Here is a 20,604-nt window from a genome sequence, read left to right as displayed (position 1 = left end):
AATGAAACCTCCGCTGGGTGTTGCCCGCTTGCGGCGCTGATTGCGACAATACAGAACCGTGACGTTTCTCCATACTAAGCTTTAGCTTTTTCCCTTGATATTCCTTTTTCTTCATTCCCATTTGAGATCGGCGGAAATTAATCGCACTCGTTCCTCTACTTGAAGAAACGCACCATTTATAAATCATCTTCTCATAGCCTTTCAATTGGATCAAAAGACTTTACAAAGATGGTCACATAAATCCCATGAAAAAACATGGCTCATTAATTGCTCGGCTTCTTGCAAGGTAAAGGTTTTTCTGTCAAACACCAAAACTGCTAAAAGTTTTGCCTCGTGATACCCCGTGTTCCACAATGCATAGCCAAGCTCATTTGATTTTGCGATGTTTTTAGCCAGTTTCCTGATATCGCCGGTAGCAACACACCAATACTGTTGCTTTCGGGAATTCCCATTCTAACAACACTGGCTTTATGCTGCTCGGAACCTAAGGCCAGTAATTTTGAAATAATGTCAGCACATTCCACCCTCATTCTCCCAAAGCTTTTCGCAAGTCAGCGATTTTTTCACCGCTGTGCCATAATCTTTAAGCATCAAGAATTACTCCCGCAAGTGCCGCACTGAAGCAGGCCTATACCTATCAATTCAATAGCCGTATCAATCATCTCATCAAGGTCAACCCGGCAGTTTTGCAATATCCCGGTACGACGGGAAAGAAAGATGCCCTCGGATACCGAGTACAAGTACAGGGCCAGCTTACGAGGCTCAACAGGTCGCAATTCATGGCAGTTGATGCCCTCCCGTATCACGTCCTCCATGATGAATACGATTTCTTGTGCTTTTTGGTGCAATCTGTGATCAATTCCGGGGGCAGGCCAATGCCTGACATGGGATTGATGGCCAGGTGTATCATTTCAAATCGCTGCGGCTCCTGATAATAAAACTTTTTATAGGCGTAATAGATATCCCTGAGACGATTACCGGCGTGGTTTTGAGCCTGAGCTGGACAACGGAGTTCATCAATAAGGCATTGAAAAGAATCGTTACAAATGTGAAAAAACACTTCCGGCTTATTGCGGAAATAAAAGTACAACGGTCCGGTTGAAATCCCCGCGGCTTCAGCAATATTGCGCATCGTCGTTTTATGATAACCGAGCGATAAAAACAACTCCCGAGACTTTTCCACAATCACAGCCCGCGTATCTGGCAGTTGGCCATTTTCGGTCATCGTGCCTTCCTCTCCACTCACAATTTGGCCAGTAACCTTTCATAAGGTTCAACCATCTTGCTCATCAATTGTTTTTCATAAATTTCTTTGCGCACAAAACGGAAGCTTGACAAGTATGCTCATCAATAAATTACGCAACCGGACGGAATAATCCTTTTGCGGAAAATCATAAATTCCGTGATTTTTATAGTAGCGATGGTCGGCGATAAACGGAAAACGAATGTTTCCCCATATTTCATCCCGAAAAATCTTATGTCCACCCAAACCGAGGAATGTAGGCGGTTTAATATAATGACTGCTGGCATATTCAATACTGCGGCCGGCCAGTTGAGTTAGCAACCGATCAACCTTGCCAGGATCACCAGCCTCTTCATCTGTCACGATGCCCACTAGGTTAGCCTGCTGCCATTCGGTATAAGCCGTAAAAATCTGCCGAAGATTGGGCAACTGTCGTAGCGGCCCGCTAATAAGGAAACCGATTTGCTTACCAGCGAAGGAAGGTATATGGGTGTTAAAAAAAGTTCTGTCAAAAAAGGTTTTCCAGATGGAAGATAAATATCTGTCGCGGATAGCGCCGGCAAAAATCAGGACATCCGCCGTTTTCAGCGTATTATGATAAAAGTTAATAAAATCATCTTTGCCGTCATAGCTGCAAGTATTATCATAACCACAGCGAAGACACCCTAGGCAACCGCCCTTAATAGTAAGAGCGCGTAAATGAACCACCTGGGCCTGGCCGTTAAAAACAGCCGTCAGGTGGGTAAGCATACGGTTGAGGCTGGCCTGGCCCTCTTCCTCTGCCGCATCCGTCAGTATCACTACTTTGCGGCCCAGCGTCTCCACTTTGGTTGGTTCATCAACCGGCACATATTCGACGTTATGGGTAAGCGGAAAATACTCCCTGGCAGCAGCTTCATCCTGTTGCACGGCCTGAAAAAAACCACGGACAAATTGCAATAGACGTTCCCGTTCAGCCTCTTTAAACAGATCGTTCATATCGGCCGAGTAGCCGGCATAAAACTTCATGTCCCAATCGTCGCAAATTCCCCTAAGATAGTTATGCGCCGTGTGATCGAAAAACCGGATGGAAGTGGTTAGTACAGCGGCAGGCTTGCCACTGAAAGCCGGTATGGCTTTTCGTTCATTGACCAACTCAATAAAGCGTTTATAATTGCCATGAACCAAGAAAATATAAAGCGGAAAGGCCCATAATACGGCATCAGCCGCCTTAACTTTGCGAATAATGTCATCAAAAACCGCTTCGTTTTTCTCTATATGCTTGATCTGCTGGGCAATATCTATGATTTCAAAGCTAGTTTCCGGATACTTTTTCTGAATAAAAGCTACATATTGCATGGTTACACTAACCTGCCCTTTGGGGCTTCCCTTCAGTACAATAATCCTCATCGGCGCCACCCTCTATAAAGTTGTTATATTAGCTGTCAAGCAAATTTTTTTGCTTCTGAACGGACGGCAATCAAAAGGTCGGCAAAGCTGTTTCCCTGGTTTCCAGAAAGCGTTGATCGCCTTCTTCATCAACTTTTGGCGACTAAGCGACGGGGCAGAGCTTAGTCACGACACACTGGTGAAGCAAGCAAGGGACTTACAGAATTATGTAAGTCCCTTGCTTGCTTTTTCTTCCTTTTTTTCTTCTCTAGCCATTATCTGTTCCACGCTGCAGATCGTCCGCCGAAAAAGTGTCAACTCCGACTTCATACTTCATCAGAGTATCTTTGTTTTCCTGGGCTGTTTCTTCAAGTAGGTTCTGATCGCCTGCAACCGATTTTCCGTCAATGTTTTTCCCGTTCCAAAACCGGTATACTTTGATGTTATCGTTCATTGTTTGCCTCCTTCATTATACGTAGTTTCATAGTCACGCCTAATTGGACGCGGCAGGTGTTTCCTATGCTTAATGTCGTCCCTTGATATTATTTCCCCGACGAGAGAGCAATATTACACTACCAAAAAAAGCCTCCCATCGGATCTGTACAAACGGGACGTTTGGACGTTTGGGACGTTTGTGGGACGTTTGGGACGTTTGGGGACGTTCCTTTTTTGTCAACATTTTGCCACAATACCCGAAAGATGCCAGTCACTCTTTCAATCTGGCGAATCACTAATCCCGCCTCTTTTAGTTTTCTTAGCATGGTATCGCGCTTGGCTTTTCCATGAACCGCTCTCGTGCGGTTCGCCTCCCATTCGTATATTGCATAATTCTGCGCTGAATCTCTCTGTTATCTATACTTTTTTCCTAAAAGTTCAAATCTGTCATCATTCTCTATTCGATGTAGACAAATCCATTCATTACGCCCGGTTAGCTCTAGCGCAAATTCAGTATCAGTGTAAAGTTCCGCCAAATAGATATCCTATAACTACTAAATGAGTATTCTTCCAGGTTTATTCACTAGCCTCGCTTTCACCGGATTCTGAAGTATATAGCGCTGCAACGGAATAAAATATTCGTCCACTTCTACCGCTACGTTAGTATTTGCGGTTAAAGTACATTGCGTATTTGGTCAGTGGCGTTTCATAATCAGCGACATATCTCCCAGACGCTTTTCCCTCACGAGAGAATGAACGTGATCACTCATTAAACAATAGCTATTCCACGAAATACGGTATCATAAAAGCCACTGCTGCTCAATTGGCGCCCCTGACTTCCCGCTTGTCATCACCTTTGGTTCTACCAAAACAATTTCTTGACAAAAAAGGAACGTCCCCAATTGTCTTGCCAATTGTCTTGGCGGTTAATTTAAAAAGGATAGCAGCATTGGTAACTCCAATATTGCTATCCTTACTTGTTTTTCCCCCAAAGGTCCGAGAGGGGGGCGATAATCGAGGCGGATTGCTGAGCCTGGCAATTTAAAAACCAGGATTAGTGGTTTCGGAACGTCTCAAATGACTGATTCAGGGCAAAAGAGAGGGCATCTGCCACAGCATAAGGCAACATGGAGCCATGGCTTTCGTCAACCTGCTCCTTAAAGCTTATGTGAAGGCCGGGTAGTCCCCATAAGTCGATGGCGATCTCCTTTCCCGTTGGTCCGGAGCGGAACTTCGCCATCGAGGCGGCTTCAGCTTTCGAGATCCCTTTCCGCAGAGCCTGTTTGCCGGATTTCTCTATCAGCAGACGAAGGGAAGCTTTGTCACTCCTTGCCTGCATGCTCTCCGTGAAAGTAGAATGCTCCGCCAGAATCGAGCCGCCATTCCACCATATGGACGGATCGGCGGCCACATAAGCTTGGAAGGAGGTGGGATGGGTATATAGGATATGCAGGGCAAACAAGCCCGCCAAGGAATGGCCGAATAAGGTCTGCTGGTTGCGGTCGATCGGCGCAAGCTTCTCAATAACCGGCTTAAGCTCCGTTTCGATGGAGGCGAAGAATGTGTCCTGGCCGCCGGTTGCGAGGGCCTTCTTGCCTTTAATCCCAGCGGGGATCAGGTCCGGCAGGGTAGGCGGCGTGAGATCAAAATAACGTCTGCCGATGTCGAGGGCCGAATCAGCCGGATAGCCTATACCAACCGTTACTACCGGGCAGAAGCCGGCAGCTGTCTGGGCAGCCTGCATCATAGGAAAAGTCAGGTTTCCGTCAAGCAGGTATATCACTGGATAACCATTGACGGGCACGGGGCCAACTGGCACCGAAACGAAAATACGATACGTGCCGCCATGTTTTTGGAAGTAAAGATCAAAGCTCTTAATCTGGTACTCAGTCAATCCGTCCACCAAAGAACTGGCAGAATCCGCTGGCAAACCATTCGGGGACGCAGGTATCTTAACCTGATTAAATGACTCTATTTCTCGACCAGAGGCGCTTGTACACATACTTAAAAGAAAAATAGCACAAACCAGGGTTGTCCATTTGTGAAATTCATACCGGTATTTCATCGTTAAAAGGCTCCCTTTCCTTCGTCTCATACGACACCACCTCGCCTCTTGTCGCATTGGGGGCGGGCTAACAAACACGGCAATGTACACTCCGATCATCTACATTGTCAAGAAAACGTTTATTGCAATTTAAAAATTATAGTTCAGGGATATCCAATAGTTCCGCCCCGCCAGGTAAGTGCCGGCCGTTTCTTTTCCCACGGAGAAATATTCATAGTAAGTCGCGCCATTGATAACGACGGCCTTGCCGAAATCTTTATCCAGCACATTATTGATTGCGAAATTCAACGTGACATCCTCGGATAGCTTACGGGATACACCCAAGTCAAGTACTGTATAGGATTTAAAGTATTCGCCAAACGCATTGACAACCCCCTGCTCTGTAGTGTTAAGCTGCTTTTTGGTATAACGATTCATCTTGCCGCGGTATTCCGCCCTCAGCCAAGTGGTGGTCTTTTCGTCAGTTTGCCAATTAAGCCGCGCGTTTACCGCGTGCTTCGGGATATTATTGAGTGGAGCGCCATCATTATCGCCGCCGATCTGTTCGGTCATCGTATAGGTATAGTTCAGACTCAATGACAAGTCTTCAGCCACTGGAATCTTGCTGCCGAATTCAAGCCCGTTGGTCTTGGCTTTACCGACGTTTTCGTAAGTTTGCGCCTGATGGCCGTCAATTACACCAAGGTCAACACCACTATTGATTTTATTTTTGAAATCAGTGTGGAACAGTGTGGCGTTTGCGCTGAAGCCGCTAGGATCTTGGTAATAAAAGCCCACTTCCTTATTTACGCTTTCCTCCGGCTTGAGGTCGGGGTTGCCGTAAACATGTATCGGATTTGAGTTTCCAGCCCCGCCGGTAAAGCCGCTAACACCGTCCACCGACTGCGCCAAGGTAGGGGCTTTAAAGCCGGTGCTGACGCCGCCTTTCAGCGTCCACTTGTCGTTGGCCTTCCAGACCAGGTAGCCCCGCGGACTGACATGTCCGCCCAAATAACGATGGCGGTCATAACGCGCACCGTAAGTCAGGGCCAAATCCTCCTGCAGCCGCCATTCGTCTTCCGCAAACAGCGAAGCGGTTTGATTGCTGAGTTTGCCCACGCCGCCGCTGGTCAACACCCCATCCTCCAGTTGTTCATGCCAGTACCGGCCGCCAACGGTCAACCTATGAACGTCGCTGACCGGCGCAACCAGTTTGGTCTCAAAGATAATGTTAGGATTCTTCATCTTGCGGTCAGTATTGTCGTGTATATATCCTTTCAATTCGGTGGTGTTATAGGTCAGGGTTGTGTGCCAGTCGCCATAGGAAACTTTATTGTCGCTGCCTAACGTCAGCTTGTCGCGTTCAATACGCCTGTCCACCTTTCCGCCGTAATCGCTGATGGCTGTATCGGCGTCCAGCCAGAGACTGTTTTGGTCATCCTGTTTCCACATTACTTTGCCGCCCAGACTGTAGTTTCTGAGTGGAGAAGGATTGGCGGCCGCTCCTGTGTCGGGCAATACATTGCCCAGATCATCCTTACCAGAGGATCCGGCCCGCCGGAGAAAGTTGCCGCGCAAGGCCAGCCCCACTTTATCTTCGGTCAGGGGGCCACTCGAATAGAAAGAATAACGGGAGATGCTTCCCCTGTCCGAATCTTCGTGAAAGGTGTGATCAAGCGTCAGATTATGACGCCACTCGTCGTCCACCTTTTTGGTAATGATATTTACCACACCGCCCAAAGCCTCAGAGCCATACAAGGTCGACATCGGACCGCGAATGATTTCAATACGTTCGATGGTCGCCAGCGGCGGTACGAAGCTGCCGACCCCGGCAATAAAGCCGTTAGGTCCGACATCCGTTGTCCCATTTTGAGGAATGCCGTCGATCAAAAACAACGTATAGGCGCTGCCCAGACCACGGATGCTGATATTCGCCGCCCCCATTCTGCCGGTAGAGGAGCCGCGCACATCAACCCCTTCCACATCGGACAATATGCCCCCAAGATCAGTATAGCCGCGCTGGTTGATCTCCTCCTTGGTAATGACGGTAATACTGGCCGGCGCGTCGATAATATCCTGTTCGAAACCGGAAGCCGTTACCACCACTTCAGCGAATTGATAAACAGTTTCCTCCTCGGCAGCGTAGGCCGGCAAACTCATCGCCAGGCTAAGACCAATGGCCATAAGCCCAATTTTGCTTTTATTCCGTTTGTTGACAAAATTCATCAATAGATTCCCCCATCACAGTAAAAATCAGACCTTAAACGCAACCGCTGGAATGAATCCACACAGAACCTGTGTTTTTTACAACCGTTTTTTCTATAGGTGAACAACTCTCTGCACAGGGCCTCCCACCATAACCGGGGTTTCCATGTTGCCCCTCGGCGCCGGTGACAGGGCCGATCATTCAGGATCATATGAGAGCAGCCAGACCGGGTCGGCATTTGATTGTGTTCTTCGCTCGCTCCCTTCTTTTGCAGTACTAATCGCTCCGCACCACCTCTTTTACAAACATAAAAATAAAGCGCAAAGGCAAAGATTTTATCCACAAGTGCAGTTTTAAGAATCGGCGCCTTTAAGCAATAAATTAATAATGATTATCATTGTTAATTTATTGCTTAATTATAAAATGAAAAATTGATAAATACTAGTACATATTTTATAATTAAATCATAACAAATTGTGTATTATTCAAAGGAGACTCCTATGGATTTATTGCAGTTGAAATACTTTCAGGCGGTGGCCAAACTTGAACACATGACAAAGGCTGCGCAAATCTTACAAATTGCGCAACCTGCTCTTAGTGCAACCATCGCTCGCTTGGAAGCAGATGTAGGCGTTCCATTGTTTAACCGAGCCGGTCGAAATATTGTGTTGAACGAATTCGGAAAAGTATTATTGATGAGGGCAACCCGAGCACTGAATGAACTTGAGGCAGCACGCCAGGAGATTGACGATCTGTCAGGAAGCGAATTTGGCTATGTATCTTTTGCTTCTACCGCTATGAACAAGCATTTTTGTGACCTCTTAGCTTCCTTTGCCCAACTTCATCCAAAAGTAAATTTTCAGCTTACCCAGACAACTGATGAGAATGCCAAATTGAGTTTACTGGAAAACGGAGAAGTTGATTTCATTTTTGTGATTAAGAAAATTGTACGGCCAGACGTCGTTTGCATTCCCTTGGTGGAGAAAGATATTTTTCTGGCGGTGCCTTCCGTGCATCGTTTAGCTAATCGGCATACTGTTTCTCTCCAGGAACTGGCCGGAGAGTCTTTCATTACCCTAAATGCGGATCATAGTATTCAGGAATTCTGTTATTCCATGTGTCTCCAAAGAGGAATTGTCCCAAAGGTTATATGTAAAAGTGACAGCGCTCAGGGACTTGTTAACTTAGTAGCTGCCGGGTTTGGCGTAGCCTTTTTTCCAGCACCGAGCAGGTATATACCGAATTTGTCGTTTGTTTTAATAAAAATTGTGGATTTTGACTTTAAAAACTTTATTTATCTTGCCTGGAAGGAGAAGCGATACTTTTCAAAAGCAGCGCTTCAGTTTCGGGAATATATCATTCAGAATGGACCGGATACCCTAAACTAGACAAGAATTATAAGGTCATGTAAACAAGAAGAAAAGGAAGAGGAACAAGCAGCGCTGATTTGGATTTGTTTTTTCTCATGAACGCTCATATTAGCTCAGTGTTAAACCGATTGTTCCTGACCCATTTTTACAAAAAAGAAACCCCTTTGAAGCTGATCTTCCAGCCTCAAAGGGGTTTTCCATACTATTTTTCTCACTACCAGTGGTACGGTTCGCCCCGGTTAATCTTAAACGCCCGGTAGATCTGCTCAACCAGGAGCAGTCTGATCATCTGGTGGGTAAAGGTCATTTTGGAAAAAGACAGGGTTTCCCTGGCGGCACTTTTAATGTCGGGCGACAGGCCGAAAGCGCCGCCGACGGCAAAGGTGATATTGCTTTGGCCGTTTAAGGCCAGCTGGCTGAATTTGGCGGCAAGTTCTTCCGATGAGGCGGCTGGCCCGGCTACGTCCAGTACGATGAGATAGCTGTCGCCGGGGACTTGCTTCAGCAGGCGCTCGCCTTCCCTGGCGAGCGCTTTTGCTTTTTCGGCGGCCGATGGGGTTTCCGGCATTTTTTCTTCATCAATTTCAATGACGTTCAGCCGGCAATAAGGGGTCAGGCGTTTGGTAAATTCAGCGATTCCGGCTGACAAATATTTCTCTTTGATCTTGCCTGCTGCAACAATGGTTATTTTCATTACTCGGCAGGCATTTCTTCCAGCAATACGTTCACCGTTTGCGTTTTCCCACTGCGTCCAATCACTACTTCAGCATTGGCGCCAATAGACTGCGCATCAACCGCCGCCCGCAAATCGGCAACGCTGTTTGTCTCAATGCCGGCCACTTTGTAAATGATATCGCCCTCGCGGATTCCGGCTTTCGCCGCCGGTCCGCCCTGGGCGACCTGCGCGACATATACGCCGCGGTCAATCCGCAGCTCATAGCCATATTGGGCGGCGCTGGCTTTATCAAGAATGCCTACCCCAAGATAGGCCCGTATAACCCGGCCTTTTTCAATAATTGACTGGATGATTGGCCGGGCTGTGTTAATGGGGATGGAAAATCCAATCCCTTCCACCCCGGCAACCGAAATTTTAGCGCTGTTAATGCCAATGACGACCCCGTCGGCATTCACCAGGGCTCCGCCGGAATTGCCCGGATTAATGGCGGCATCTGTCTGAATCAGCTGAAATTTGCGTTCACCAATCTCCAGCGAACGGTTCAACGCGCTAATTACGCCGGCCGTTACACTGCCCTGAAACTCCAGTCCCAGCGGATTGCCAATGGCAATCGCCGGTTCTCCAACCATCAGGCCGTTGGAATCACCCAGCACCGCCACAGGCAAATCGCTTGCCTCCACCTTGACCACAGCCAGGTCGGTAGCCGGATCGGAGCCGAGCACCTTGCCCGGGAAAGTCCGCCCATCGGCCAGCGAGACAACCAATTCCTGAGAGTTCTCCACAACATGGTAGTTTGTTACAATATAGCCGTTGACATCAAAGATAACGCCGGAGCCAGTGCCCTGCTCCACAAGCACCTTGCGGTTAAAATAATCCCGCGCATACGCCTTGTTGGTAATCCCGACCACCGCCGGGCTGACGGTTTGCGCTGCCCGTACCACAGGCGTATTGCGCGCATCTGAGAGAGAATCGGCCTGAGCAGGCTGTTGTAAATTGGGAATGAAGGAAACATTTTTCGGCGCCGGTTTAGCCAGTTGGTTGCCGGAGCAGCCGGCAATCAAACCGCCTAGCAGTGTCCCGATAAGTAAAACAATCAAATAGGGAGCCATTTTTTTATACGCTGGTTGCATCATTGTCATCCTCCTTATAACATGACATGGGATTCGTTCTCCACTTGTCTCAGTTCTTATCCAAATGATAGCACTCCACTGCCAGGTGACCTAACACGCAGTTGACTGTTTATTAAACTGCAACAGTAGTCTGATCGGCAATAAAGCCGGCTATACGATCAGGATAAGTCAGCCTGACATCAATGTCAACCTCAAGCTCGCAGCTTTGCTCGGATAAAATGTCTCGAACCGTAGTTTCGGCAATTTCCGGACGATTATTCTCCTGACTTAAATGCGCCAAAAAAACTTTGGCAGGCTTACTCCTGGCCATTCGGGCCAGAGTCCAGCCAGCGTCAATATTGGACAGATGCCCGCGGTTGCTCATAATCCGGCGTTTCAGATGCCAGGGATATGAGCCGTTTTTTAACAAGTCAACGTCATGATTGGCTTCAAATACCAGGACATCTGAATAAGCAATCGCTTTCTTGACCGTTTCAGTCACAAAGCCCAGATCAGTCGCCACACTGCATTTGCTGCTCCGGTAAAACATACTATACCCTACCGGATCGGCCGCATCATGGGAAATGCGGAACGGTTCAACCTTAACCGTTCCGATATCCAATCCGGCGGTGATTATATTGCAGCAGCAATCGGGCAGGAGTTTCCGGCAATACATGGCATCAAAGGTGTCTTCATTGGCATATACCGGCGTTTTATATTTTTTTGTAAGCGTAGGCAGCCCGTTAATATGATCACGGTGTTCATGGGTAATTAGAATACCATTAAGTTCCTCAATGGCTGTGCCTAAAGTTGCCAGTCCGGCTTTGATGCGTCTGGCGCTTATTCCGGCATCAACCAGCAGCTTGGTTTGACCCATTTCAATAAAAGTGGCATTGCCGGTGCTACCGCTTGCCAAAACGTGAACTTGCATCAGAAATGTGCTCCTTTTTTGTTGACAAATGACTATGTTCATTTCGACCTTGCAACGCTAAATCCTTTTATCTGCCAGTCAGCGGATAACTTTCCGCCATCCGGATTGTTAACGCCAAAAGGCGCCTTGCTCTACCCATAACGGCAGGCAAAACATTTACATTTCCGGCAGTTGGGCAAGTACCCTGGTTTTGACTCTGTCCGGCAGCGCAGCCAGCAGCAGATTGGCAATGGCCCTCAGGCGTTCAGGGGATTTAGCCTCAAATCTCAGGGTAAACAGCGGCTCGGTTACCGAAGCTCTAATCATGCCCCAGCCGTCGTCAAACTCGATCCGTACCCCGTCAATTAAGTTGGGGGTTAGATGCTTCAACCGTTCGGCAACCTCAGCCAGAACAGCCTCCTTATCCGCAGCCTCATACCTTACCCGCACTTCCGGAGTAAGCAAATAGTTGGGAATCTCATCAATTAAGGCCGCCAGCGGACCATGAGCGGCTAAATACTCGCATATTTTCAGCCCGGCAAACATACCGTCATCATAGCCCAGTTCGGAAAAGAAAAAATGTCCGCTGATTTCCCCGGCAAAGAGCGCCTGTTCCCGTAAAAAGGCGGACTTGCTGAAGGTATGACCGGCCCGGGCCATCACCGGCCGGCCGCCGGCCGCCGCAATCTGCTCAGGCACGACCATGGAGCACTTGGCATCATAAATAATCGGTCCGGCCTGCTGCTCCAGATAATTGCGCGCCAATAACACCAGAATATCGTCGTTATCCACAGCACGGCCGGTTTCATCGACAAACCCAACCCGGTCGCCGTCACCGTCAAAAGCGATTCCCAGCGCCGCACCCGTTTCCAGCACTTTTTCACGCAAAGCAGCAAGGTTTTCCGGCAAAGCCGGATTGGGCGGCCGGTTGGGGAAATTCCCGTCCGGCTCGCAAAACAATTCGATCACCTCAAAGCCGGCCTGCCGGTACAATGCCGGAGCAATCCCGGCAGTCGCACCATTGCCGGCGTCAATGACAATTTTCATATTGCCTGGTTTAGCCTGCCCCGCCGTATAGGCCAGATAATCCTCGATCACCGGCAGCTCCTGGAGAGCGCCGCTTTTTTCAACGCCAATATTGCGCCGGGCCAGTCCGGCAATTTCGGCAATATCCGCCTCACTGACCGGCTGAGCCTCCAACACCAGTTTAAAACCGTTATAGGCGGCCGGATTATGGGAAGCCGTAACCATCACTCCGCCGGTCGCTCCGGTTATTTTTTGCGCGAAATAAAATACCGGTGTAGCCACAGTGCCAATATTGATTACCTGGCACCCCGAACGCACCAATCCGTCAATCATGATTTGCTGCAGCCGGGGAGTGGAAAGGCGGATATCTCCGCCGACAACCACTTGCCGCCCACTAAGTTTAACGCCAACCGCCCTGGCGATCCGGACAGCCACTTCGTCAGTCAGTTCAGTTCCGGCAATGCCGCGAATATCACAGGCATGAAATATGCTCATCTGTACACCTTCCAATCTATTACACATACTATTTATTGTAGCACGCCGCGGCAAAATAATACAAGTTATAGCCGGCGAAGCGATAGTACCCCCTGATCATCCTCTGTCATAAGATATAGTAAAACCAAAGTTCTAAGGAGGGTGTTGTTGTGCCCAAAAGCAAACCGGCGCAATCTAAGAAATCCGCCAAACCATCCGCTCCGCCAAAGTATAAAAGGCAACACCGGCTACGCAATATTGTCGATACATTAACCTTGAGGAGGTTCTTCATGCCGAATATTGATAAAATCGTAAAGGCCTTATTGCACGAAATGACGGAAAGCAGAGAAGTAATGAAAACCGGTATCCGCAATCAGGAACTGATCATTCAGCAAAACCAGCAAATAATTGATACCCTTGCCAAAATCCACGAAACCGTCAAAGAAGACTGAGCCCGGTAATGGCGACCAAACGCAAAAGAGATATACAGCGCTAAACTGTATATCTCTTTTAGTTCGGTCCGTGATTCGCCATATTGGCGTAAGCCCAGTCGCGCCAAGCCGCGTCAAAATGGTCATCATCCATTTCCAGGGCCGTACGAATCGCTCGTTCCGTTGTTTGCCCCGCTTTCAGGCCGTCAATGACCTGCTTCAGCTTGGCCTCGCCATGCACTTCGGCAATATAGCGTACAACAGCCAGCGATTGCCGGTAAGCCAGGGCTTGATTAGCCAAGCCGTCAAAATCGCCATTTAACTGCTCCATCGTATAAAGCGGCTGATGTAACGTATTCCCCGGCACTACCCACTCGTAATGATTTACCCGGTATTCAACATACTGGGCCAGACCTTCGGTAAACCAGCGGGAGTAATTGCCATTGGTTACATGGTCAAAGACCAAATGAGTAAATTCATGCACCATGGGGCCGGTCCGGATAAATTCGTCAACCGATGCAGTATCCTTCAGCCAAGCCTGCGGCGACAACAATTGAATAACGCCGCCCCAGTATACACCCATTGCACTCTCATTGCTGGACCAGCCAAAAGCCTTGCGCAGTTCATTTTTATCAGGATACATTAAAATAAGCGTTTTTTTCTTCGGCTCAAATCCTAAGCTGCTGGTTACCGGCTGATACGCCTGTTCCGCAGCTTTGACCACCATTGCAACATTCCCGGCATCGGCCGGCGTATATCTGATGATAAAATGTTCAGTTTCAAATTCCGCCATATCCCTGGTTTCATAGTTCAATTTAGCCTGGGCTCCCTGCCGTACCAGCGGATATAGCAGCATTTGAGGCCGCGCCGGTACTTGAATGAAAACAAATACAACAACAGCCAGTACGATCAGGACGGTTACCGTAGTTGCCTCGCTATGATTCATCATTCGCATAACGCCGCACCTCCTTTCTAAAATAAAACCGCTGGCGCGAGGTTTAGAAACGCCCGGCATAACAAAAGGCTCATCTGCGCACCGCATCTGAACCTCTTTGAAGCTTTTCATCAATTGGCGTACCAGTTTAGCGCGACTTAACAAAACCCTATGTTTTTGCAAAACAGCCAGGTTATTGTCCGAAAACATACCGGCAGGCATTTCGCCAGTCAGCACTGGTACTATATCAGTATAGCACAGGCTCGGGGCTAAGCCCAGCGGTATTTTATGTAAACTTAATGTCCGGCTACGATCGCCACACCGGCGCTTGTTCCTAGCCTGTCAGCACCGGCGGTAATCATTGCTTCAGCCTGCAGCCTGGTCCGGATGCCGGCGGAGGCTTTAATGCCGAGCTGATCGCCGGCAATAGACCTGAACAGCCGGATATCCGCTTCCGTGGCCCCGCCCGGGCCGAAACCGGTCGAAGTCTTGATAAAAGCAGCGCCGCCTGACAGCACAGCCTGACAGGCCCGCTTCTTCTCCTCTTCGGTTAATAATCCCGTCTCAACAATGACTTTGACTTTACTGTCCTGCGCGGCCCGCACCACCTGTCTGATTTCATCAGTAACCGCCTGCCACAAGCCAAGCTTAGCCGCTCCAAGCTGAATGACCATGTCCAATTCATCGGCTTTACGCAAAACAGCCTCGCCGGCCTCAAATGCTTTTACCGCCGGCAGGGTTGCCCCCAGTGGAAACCCAATGACAGTAGCAATCTTGACGCCCGTTCCCGCCAATAAGTGAACGGCAAGCTCAAGATAACAGGGGTTGATGCAAACAGCGGCAAACTGGTGGGCAACTGCTTCCTCACACAGCCGGCGGATCATATCAGCAGTAGCGTCAGGCTTTAGGAGAGTATGGTCAATATATTCATTTAATTTCATCATTGTTCACCTCATTGTACTTTGACCGCCAACTGCAAACAGCGTTCGGCAGCAGCTTAAATTCAGTTAATCATGTTATTCTCGCCGGGGTTTATTTATTCCTGTAAAACAGCCAAAGCGGGAAAATAAAAATTGCCTTCAAATAAAAAAGCTGTACAGCAATTGCTGTACAGCTCATGACCATAGCCTAAATTAATGATTTTTCTCAGCCGACTGGCATTCCGGACAAATGCCATAAAAATAAAACTGCTGACCGGTGATGCGATAAGCCGTACTGCCGGCGACACGATCAATAAATTCGTTGGAATCGACGTCTTCCAGATCATCAACCCGATTGCATTTCATACAGCGGACATGCGGATGATTATGCGTTCTTGCATCGTAACGGAAGCTGTCTTCACCAACATTCAGAATCTGCACCAAACCGATTTCCTTCAGGATTTCAATTGTTTTATAGACAGTCGCCAGACTCATTGTCGGATAATGAGGCTGCAATTCGCTAAAAATCATCTCCGCACTGGGATGAGATCTGGTTGCCGCCAATACGCTGTAAATGGCAAGCCGCTGCGGCGTTACTTTGAAGCCCCGGTCCCGTAACAAAGCGGTAACATTTTGTTCGTACATAACTAACCCTCACTTTGTGTTTAGTCATTTCTAGCGCCAATCAATTTAAATTTAAGATTAATGGGAAAGCATAAGTTATAGAAAATAATTATTAACTATTTCAAATTTTATTTTACTGAATTTTAAAATGAATGTCAAGATTTTCTTAAATATAAATTTAACCAATTACCAAATAAAAGTCCCGCGGAAGCGTAGCTTCGCGGGACTTTACAAACACTGCGAATAGAAATCCGGTCGGCCTGGCAGTAGACGGAATAAGGGTTTATTGCATCTGCTGACTGCCTTGCTGACCTTGACCGCTAAACTTGTTTTTGACCTGGCTAATCGCCTGTGGTGAGGCGTTTTGCACATTATAGTAGCCCTTTTGCTGCATAACATCAAAAATTTGTTTTTGCTGATTATATACGTCGCCCAGCACAGTCATGTAGTCGCGCCGCAATTGCTCGTCAGCTGCTTCTAAAATATAAGTATTGAGCGATGCCGCCATCATTTTCGTCTGACTTAAGGCCAGCTGCAGAACATCCTGATCCGAAAACTGGACGCCTTGACCCTGCTGCTGTCCTTGCTGCTGTCCTTGTTGTTGTCCCTGCTGTTGTCCTTGTTGCTGTCCTTGTTGTTGTCCTTGTTGAGCCATACCAATCACCTCTTTATTGTAATTTTTGACCAGCGCTGAGATGCTGGCTCACTGTCTGGAAATGCTGCTGATTTTTTTGCGCAAATTGCTGAAACAATTGTTTGCACTGGTTGTCCTGAATCGTACTGGACAAATGGTTTAGTGTCTTCACACAACTTTGTTCAGCGCCGAGAAAATCTTCCAGATGCAGTAATTCTTTTTGTGTTAGCATGAGAATCCCTCCTTTCAGCTTTAGACAACCCGGCCAACCCGCCTTGGGCGGAGAAGCTTAAGGTCGCAGGCTAACAGTACCGGCGTCACTTAAATTTTGAGATTAGGATGAGAGGATTTTTTTGCCCTGCGAGGCGGAGAAGCAGGGCGAAAAAAGACCGCATGCTAAGGCCAAACGTTTGGGTGACGCACGGTACTAACCTGTATTAGTTTGTACCACTGGATAATTTTATATGTCTTGAAAAAGCACCACCAGAAAAAAATTATCCGGGCGCTGCCCGGACGGCTTCAACTACCATGCCTACACTGCTAACGCAGCCCTAAAATATTTTTCAGCTCTTTGATATGACTTTTGCTTACCGGAATCTCCGCTCCCGGGCAGTTTTCAACCTTTAACCAATAAGTGCCTTTAAACCAGGGAATAACCTCCTGAACTTTATCCATATTCACAATATAGCTTTTATGCACTCTTACCATATTCGTACCCTCCAGCCGTTCCTGCAGCTCAGTTAAGGTGCCGGAATAGCTGTAAGTTCCCCCGCCGGCGACTACCAGGACCTCGCCGGCCTGGGCATAAGCATAGATAATTTCACTGTAATTGACCATAACGATCTTGCCTTTGTTTTCAACCGGCAGCTTTTTGACCTGGACTTTAGTAAACCCTAAGGCTTCGTCAACCCGCCCGGCCGCCTCCCGCCATTCTTCCGGACAGTAATTCTTCAGTCTTTCAACGGTAGTGTGGACGCGCTCCTGTTCAAAAGGCTTCAGCAAATAATCAACTGCCCCGATCTCAAAAGCTTTCAATGCATATTCATCATACGCTGTGGCAAATACAATTAAAGCCTCCGGAGCAACCGCCCGGATAATTGCCGCTGTTTCCAGCCCGTTCATGCCATGCATGTCAACATCGATAAACACAACATTGGGTTTAAGCCGGGCGGCAAGCCCGACAGCGGCGCAGCCGCCGTCAGCTTCCTCCGGCGCCGCAATGCCGGCTTCCATGGACAGCAAATATTTCAGTTCATCCCGGGCCGGGGCCTCATCATCAACAACCAAAACTTTAAGCACTGGCAATCCGCTCCTCATTTAATAATTTCGGCAGCCGCATTCTGATGCTGGTTCCATTGCCGGGTATGCTGTCAAGCTCTAACCCAAAATTAACGCCAAACTGACCACGCAGGCGCTCGTGAACATTGGTCAGGCCAATCCGTTCGGAACAAGCCGCCTTAAGCTGCAAAGGATGCCCTTGCGTTAAGTCGATGCCAACACCGTCATCGATAATATCGATTTGCACATAATTGGCCGTTTCAACAGCCCGGACAGTGATTGTTCCGCCGGCCTCCTTCGGCTGCAAACCATGCTTAATGGCATTTTCAGCAATCGGCTGAATGGTCAGTGAAGGAATGAGATACTTTAATACCGCCGGCTCAATATCCTCAATTACCTTAAGCTTCTCGCCATAACGGGCTTTTTCAATCGCCAGATAAGAACGCACCTGGGTCAACTCCTCCGCCAGCGTAATATTATGATCGATTTTATGCAAAGTGAAGCGGAAGATTGATCCCAGCTTTAATAGAAGCTCTCTGGCCAAATCGGGTTTGGTGCGAATAAGCGAGGTTATCGTATTTAAGGTGTTAAAGAGAAAATGCGGGTTAATTTGGGCCTGCAGGGCTTTTAGCTCAGCCCGGGCCGCCAGCTTGGCCTGACGGTCAATCTCGGTTAATTCCAGCTGCGTTGAGAATAAATGAGCTAACCCGGTAGCAAACGTAATATCAGCCGGGCCAATGGCATTAGGCCGGGTGTAGTAAAGCTTGAGTGTTCCAATCACAGTTTCAGCCCGTTTCAGCGGCACGATAATCGCGCTGGCCAGGGTGCAGGTTGGACAAGAGCAGCCGATATCAAACGCTGTCTGGGCGATATAGAACTGGCCGCCGGACAGCACGTTGCGCGTGGCTTTGGTTAAGGAATTGTTCCGCCCGCTGTGATGCTCGGCTCCGGCCCCGACGCAGGAAAGCACCTGCGCTTCATCGGTGATTGCAACCGCCCCATAGCCTCCGGCGGCAAAAATAATATCAGCGGCGGCTTTGGCCGACTCACTGTCAAGCCCCCGCCTTAAATATGGCAGAGTTTTGCTGGCAATTTCCAGTGCCTTTTGCGACTGTTCCGCTCCAGCCCGCTGCTGCACATCGATTGCTGTCTTGATAATGACCAGAACCACGGCAATGCCAATTGAATTTACAATGGTCATGGGAAAGGCAATCTGCGCAACAAGCGCGAAGGCCATCTCATACGGTTTGGCGGTAAGTAAAATAATGACCATTTGCAGTGCTTCCCCCGCCAGGCCGCCCGCCAGGCCAATCCACCAGGGAATGGGTTTTTCCGGATAGCGCCGGTGAATTTCACCGGCTAGAAATCCTTCGCAAACACTGGCCAAGGCGCAGGAAAACGCCGTAAAACCACCCAGAAAGTAACGATGCCCCCCGGCAATCAATCCCGCCGACACACCCATCAGCCGTCCGCCGATCAGCCCGGCGGCCATAACGCCGATGACCCGGGAATTTGCCAGGGCATCATTGACCGGAATGCCGGCATAAGTACCCATAATGCCGATCAGCCCAAAAATAACAGCAAGCATAACCCGTTCCTCAAACAACACCTGGCGATAAATAATCCGGCGAAAGATCCTGGTTTGCGATAAAATAAAGGCCATCGTTGCGGCAACACTCATTCGTTCGATCATTTCCAGCAGCAAAGGTTGACTCATCACAAGCACCTCGTTAAAATGAAAATATGTTCTCTGGTTTGACCAGGCGGCAGACCTTCGTCAAATTCCCCGAATGATGACTCCGCCTTATTTATCACCATTATAAACCATTTGACAACATAGTTATATTCGTGTTGCCGCGTTTTTTTCAAAAAAAAGCTTGGGAGGTTGTTTATGCATATTGCAAATGCGGTTCCCGGCATGGTTCTGGCGCAGGATCTGTTTGATGACTATGGCAATTTATTGTTGGAAAAAGGCATCACGCTGACGGAATCCTATATTGAGCGGTTGAAAAAGCTGGGCATCAGGGCCCTTTGGATTGAAGACTCGACCGCCGACGCCTTAAAAATTGACGCTGTATCGCCCCAGTTACGCTCCAAGCTGGCCGTCTACTTTCGAACCCTGTTTAATATGAAGTTCAACGACATAATAAACGCCAATCTCCGCAACCGGCACTTTGCCGGAATAGCGGCTGCCGCCGATACCGCAATTACGGAAGTTGCCAGTCATGAAGAAAACTTGATCAACCTCAAAATTCGTTATCCCAGTACGGACGAAGCAAATCATGCCATTAATGTCTGCCTGCTGTCGCTGGTCACCGGTATTTATTTAAAGCTTCCCCGGCCGGTACTGCGCCAGCTGGCGATGGGCGCTCTTTTGCACGATATCGGCAAGTCAGCCGCCTGCGGCAATCAGCCGGATTCCCATGCCCGCCAGGGGTACAATCTTTTGTTAACCGCCGGACAAAGTCATGATATTTGCCGGATTGCCGCCGAGCATCACGAAGCCTATGACGGCACAGGCCTGCCGGCCCGGCTGAGCGGCAAGTCCATTCATCCGCTGGCCCGGCTTGTCGCTATCGCCAATTATTACGATAATGCCCTGCGCTCTACGCTGACCACTGATATAGCCCGGCAGGAAATCATTGAAACCATGCTCAGCCAGGGCAACACCGTTTTCGACTTAAACCTGCTGCGGGCTTTTTTCCATACCATTGCCTTGTATCCGGTTGGCAGCTTTGTCCGCTTAAGCACCGGCCAGTCCGGTTATGTCATTAAAAACCATGCGCAGTTCCCCCTGCGCCCTCTGGTCAGAGCCATTGCCGGCGAACAGCCGGTCGAAATCAATTTGCTGCATAAGCCTGCCATCACCATAACCGAATTAATTAAAGAATAAGCATTCGATCGGGACGCCGCCTTATTCGG

Annotated in this window: 21 protein-coding genes; 3 read left to right on the top strand and 18 right to left on the bottom strand. The window is 48.6% G+C overall.

Annotated elements, in window-relative coordinates; all coding sequences use genetic code 11:
* Positions 1-210 precede the first annotated feature (210 nt).
* The 7 genes from BLR06_RS20365 to BLR06_RS10770 all read right to left on the bottom strand — a co-directional run bounded on the left by BLR06_RS20365 (position 211) and on the right by BLR06_RS10770 (position 7,316).
* Positions 211-384 (bottom strand): DNA alkylation repair protein, encoded by a 174-nt coding sequence (locus BLR06_RS20365; RefSeq protein ID WP_423069635.1) that lies wholly within the window; start codon positions 382-384, stop codon positions 211-213.
* Entirely contained in the window at positions 318-524 is a 207-nt protein-coding gene (locus tag BLR06_RS19250) for a hypothetical protein (protein WP_139164485.1), read from the bottom strand. The genes BLR06_RS20365 and BLR06_RS19250 overlap by 67 nt, the downstream gene beginning before the upstream one ends.
* A 278-nt stretch (positions 525-802) precedes the next feature.
* Positions 803-1,225 (bottom strand): TetR/AcrR family transcriptional regulator, encoded by a 423-nt coding sequence (locus BLR06_RS10795; RefSeq protein ID WP_092072778.1) that lies wholly within the window; start codon positions 1,223-1,225, stop codon positions 803-805.
* A gap of 75 nt (positions 1,226-1,300) precedes the next feature.
* Positions 1,301-2,632, bottom strand: a complete 1,332-nt coding sequence (locus BLR06_RS10790) for an NAD(P)H-dependent oxidoreductase (RefSeq protein ID WP_092072776.1) — start codon at positions 2,630-2,632, stop codon at positions 1,301-1,303.
* Positions 2,633-2,879: 247 nt separating this feature from the next.
* Complete coding sequence (locus BLR06_RS10785; RefSeq protein WP_092072773.1) at positions 2,880-3,065, bottom strand: hypothetical protein; 186 nt, start codon at positions 3,063-3,065, stop codon at positions 2,880-2,882.
* Positions 3,066-4,100: 1,035 nt separating this feature from the next.
* Entirely contained in the window at positions 4,101-5,111 is a 1,011-nt protein-coding gene (locus tag BLR06_RS10775) for an alpha/beta hydrolase (RefSeq protein WP_173812897.1), read from the bottom strand.
* 129 nt (positions 5,112-5,240) lie between these two features.
* The gene (locus BLR06_RS10770; protein ID WP_217636884.1) at positions 5,241-7,316 is read right to left on the bottom strand and encodes a TonB-dependent receptor domain-containing protein; all 2,076 of its coding nucleotides are present in this window, start codon (positions 7,314-7,316) and stop codon (positions 5,241-5,243) included.
* A 480-nt stretch (positions 7,317-7,796) separates the two neighbouring features.
* Here BLR06_RS10770 and BLR06_RS10765 point away from each other — a divergent pair, with 480 nt between their 5' ends.
* Positions 7,797-8,684 (top strand): LysR family transcriptional regulator, encoded by an 888-nt coding sequence (locus tag BLR06_RS10765; protein WP_092072767.1) that lies wholly within the window; start codon positions 7,797-7,799, stop codon positions 8,682-8,684.
* Between the two features lie 196 nt (positions 8,685-8,880).
* On the opposite strand, the gene rlmH is transcribed toward BLR06_RS10765, so the two are convergent.
* From rlmH to BLR06_RS10745, 4 genes are all read right to left on the bottom strand, one after another.
* A complete protein-coding gene (gene rlmH, locus BLR06_RS10760) occupies positions 8,881-9,360 on the bottom strand; it encodes a 23S rRNA (pseudouridine(1915)-N(3))-methyltransferase RlmH (RefSeq protein ID WP_092072764.1) in 480 nt (159 codons plus the stop codon).
* Positions 9,360-10,472: a S1C family serine protease gene (locus tag BLR06_RS10755; protein WP_092073344.1), complete on the bottom strand. Its 1,113-nt coding sequence runs from the start codon at positions 10,470-10,472 to the stop codon at positions 9,360-9,362. The genes rlmH and BLR06_RS10755 overlap by 1 nt, the downstream gene beginning before the upstream one ends.
* Positions 10,473-10,584: 112 nt before the next feature.
* Complete coding sequence (locus BLR06_RS10750; RefSeq protein ID WP_092072761.1) at positions 10,585-11,382, bottom strand: MBL fold metallo-hydrolase; 798 nt, start codon at positions 11,380-11,382, stop codon at positions 10,585-10,587.
* A gap of 156 nt (positions 11,383-11,538) precedes the next feature.
* Positions 11,539-12,882: a phosphomannomutase/phosphoglucomutase gene (locus BLR06_RS10745; protein ID WP_092072758.1), complete on the bottom strand. Its 1,344-nt coding sequence runs from the start codon at positions 12,880-12,882 to the stop codon at positions 11,539-11,541.
* A 269-nt stretch (positions 12,883-13,151) separates the two neighbouring features.
* On the opposite strand from BLR06_RS10745, the gene BLR06_RS19560 reads away from it, so the two are divergent.
* Complete coding sequence (locus BLR06_RS19560; protein WP_173812899.1) at positions 13,152-13,313, top strand: hypothetical protein; 162 nt, start codon at positions 13,152-13,154, stop codon at positions 13,311-13,313.
* A 58-nt stretch (positions 13,314-13,371) separates the two neighbouring features.
* Here the strand turns inward: BLR06_RS19560 and BLR06_RS10740 are convergent, their stop codons facing one another.
* The 7 genes from BLR06_RS10740 to BLR06_RS10710 form a co-directional block, all read right to left on the bottom strand.
* A complete protein-coding gene (locus BLR06_RS10740) occupies positions 13,372-14,247 on the bottom strand; it encodes a peptidase MA family metallohydrolase (protein WP_092073341.1) in 876 nt (291 codons plus the stop codon).
* Positions 14,248-14,522: 275 nt separating this feature from the next.
* Positions 14,523-15,167 carry a deoxyribose-phosphate aldolase gene (gene deoC / locus BLR06_RS10735; protein WP_092072755.1) on the bottom strand — a complete coding sequence of 215 codons (645 nt, stop codon included), beginning with the start codon at positions 15,165-15,167 and terminating at the stop codon, positions 14,523-14,525.
* 192 nt (positions 15,168-15,359) lie between these two features.
* Positions 15,360-15,791: a transcriptional regulator PerR gene (perR, locus tag BLR06_RS10730; protein WP_092072752.1), complete on the bottom strand. Its 432-nt coding sequence runs from the start codon at positions 15,789-15,791 to the stop codon at positions 15,360-15,362.
* A 262-nt stretch (positions 15,792-16,053) separates the two neighbouring features.
* Positions 16,054-16,425 carry a spore coat protein gene (locus tag BLR06_RS10725; RefSeq protein WP_092072750.1) on the bottom strand — a complete coding sequence of 124 codons (372 nt, stop codon included), beginning with the start codon at positions 16,423-16,425 and terminating at the stop codon, positions 16,054-16,056.
* A gap of 13 nt (positions 16,426-16,438) precedes the next feature.
* Positions 16,439-16,636 (bottom strand): ferritin family protein, encoded by a 198-nt coding sequence (locus BLR06_RS10720; protein WP_092072747.1) that lies wholly within the window; start codon positions 16,634-16,636, stop codon positions 16,439-16,441.
* A 308-nt stretch (positions 16,637-16,944) separates the two neighbouring features.
* Positions 16,945-17,703, bottom strand: a complete 759-nt coding sequence (locus BLR06_RS10715; protein WP_092072743.1) for a LytR/AlgR family response regulator transcription factor — start codon at positions 17,701-17,703, stop codon at positions 16,945-16,947.
* Positions 17,696-19,399, bottom strand: coding sequence for a sensor histidine kinase (locus tag BLR06_RS10710; protein ID WP_092072740.1), 1,704 nt, complete (start codon positions 19,397-19,399; stop codon positions 17,696-17,698). Before BLR06_RS10710 ends, BLR06_RS10715 begins: the two co-directional genes overlap by 8 nt.
* A gap of 174 nt (positions 19,400-19,573) precedes the next feature.
* Here BLR06_RS10710 and BLR06_RS10705 point away from each other — a divergent pair, with 174 nt between their 5' ends.
* Positions 19,574-20,575, top strand: a complete 1,002-nt coding sequence (locus BLR06_RS10705) for an HD-GYP domain-containing protein (protein ID WP_092072737.1) — start codon at positions 19,574-19,576, stop codon at positions 20,573-20,575.
* Positions 20,576-20,604: the final 29 nt, after the last annotated feature.

The organism is Dendrosporobacter quercicolus, assembly GCF_900104455.1.
GTDB lineage: Bacteria > Bacillota > Negativicutes > DSM-1736 > Dendrosporobacteraceae > Dendrosporobacter > Dendrosporobacter quercicolus.
Note: the sequence above shows the minus strand (reverse complement) of the source record. Positions and strands in the feature narration are given on the sequence as shown.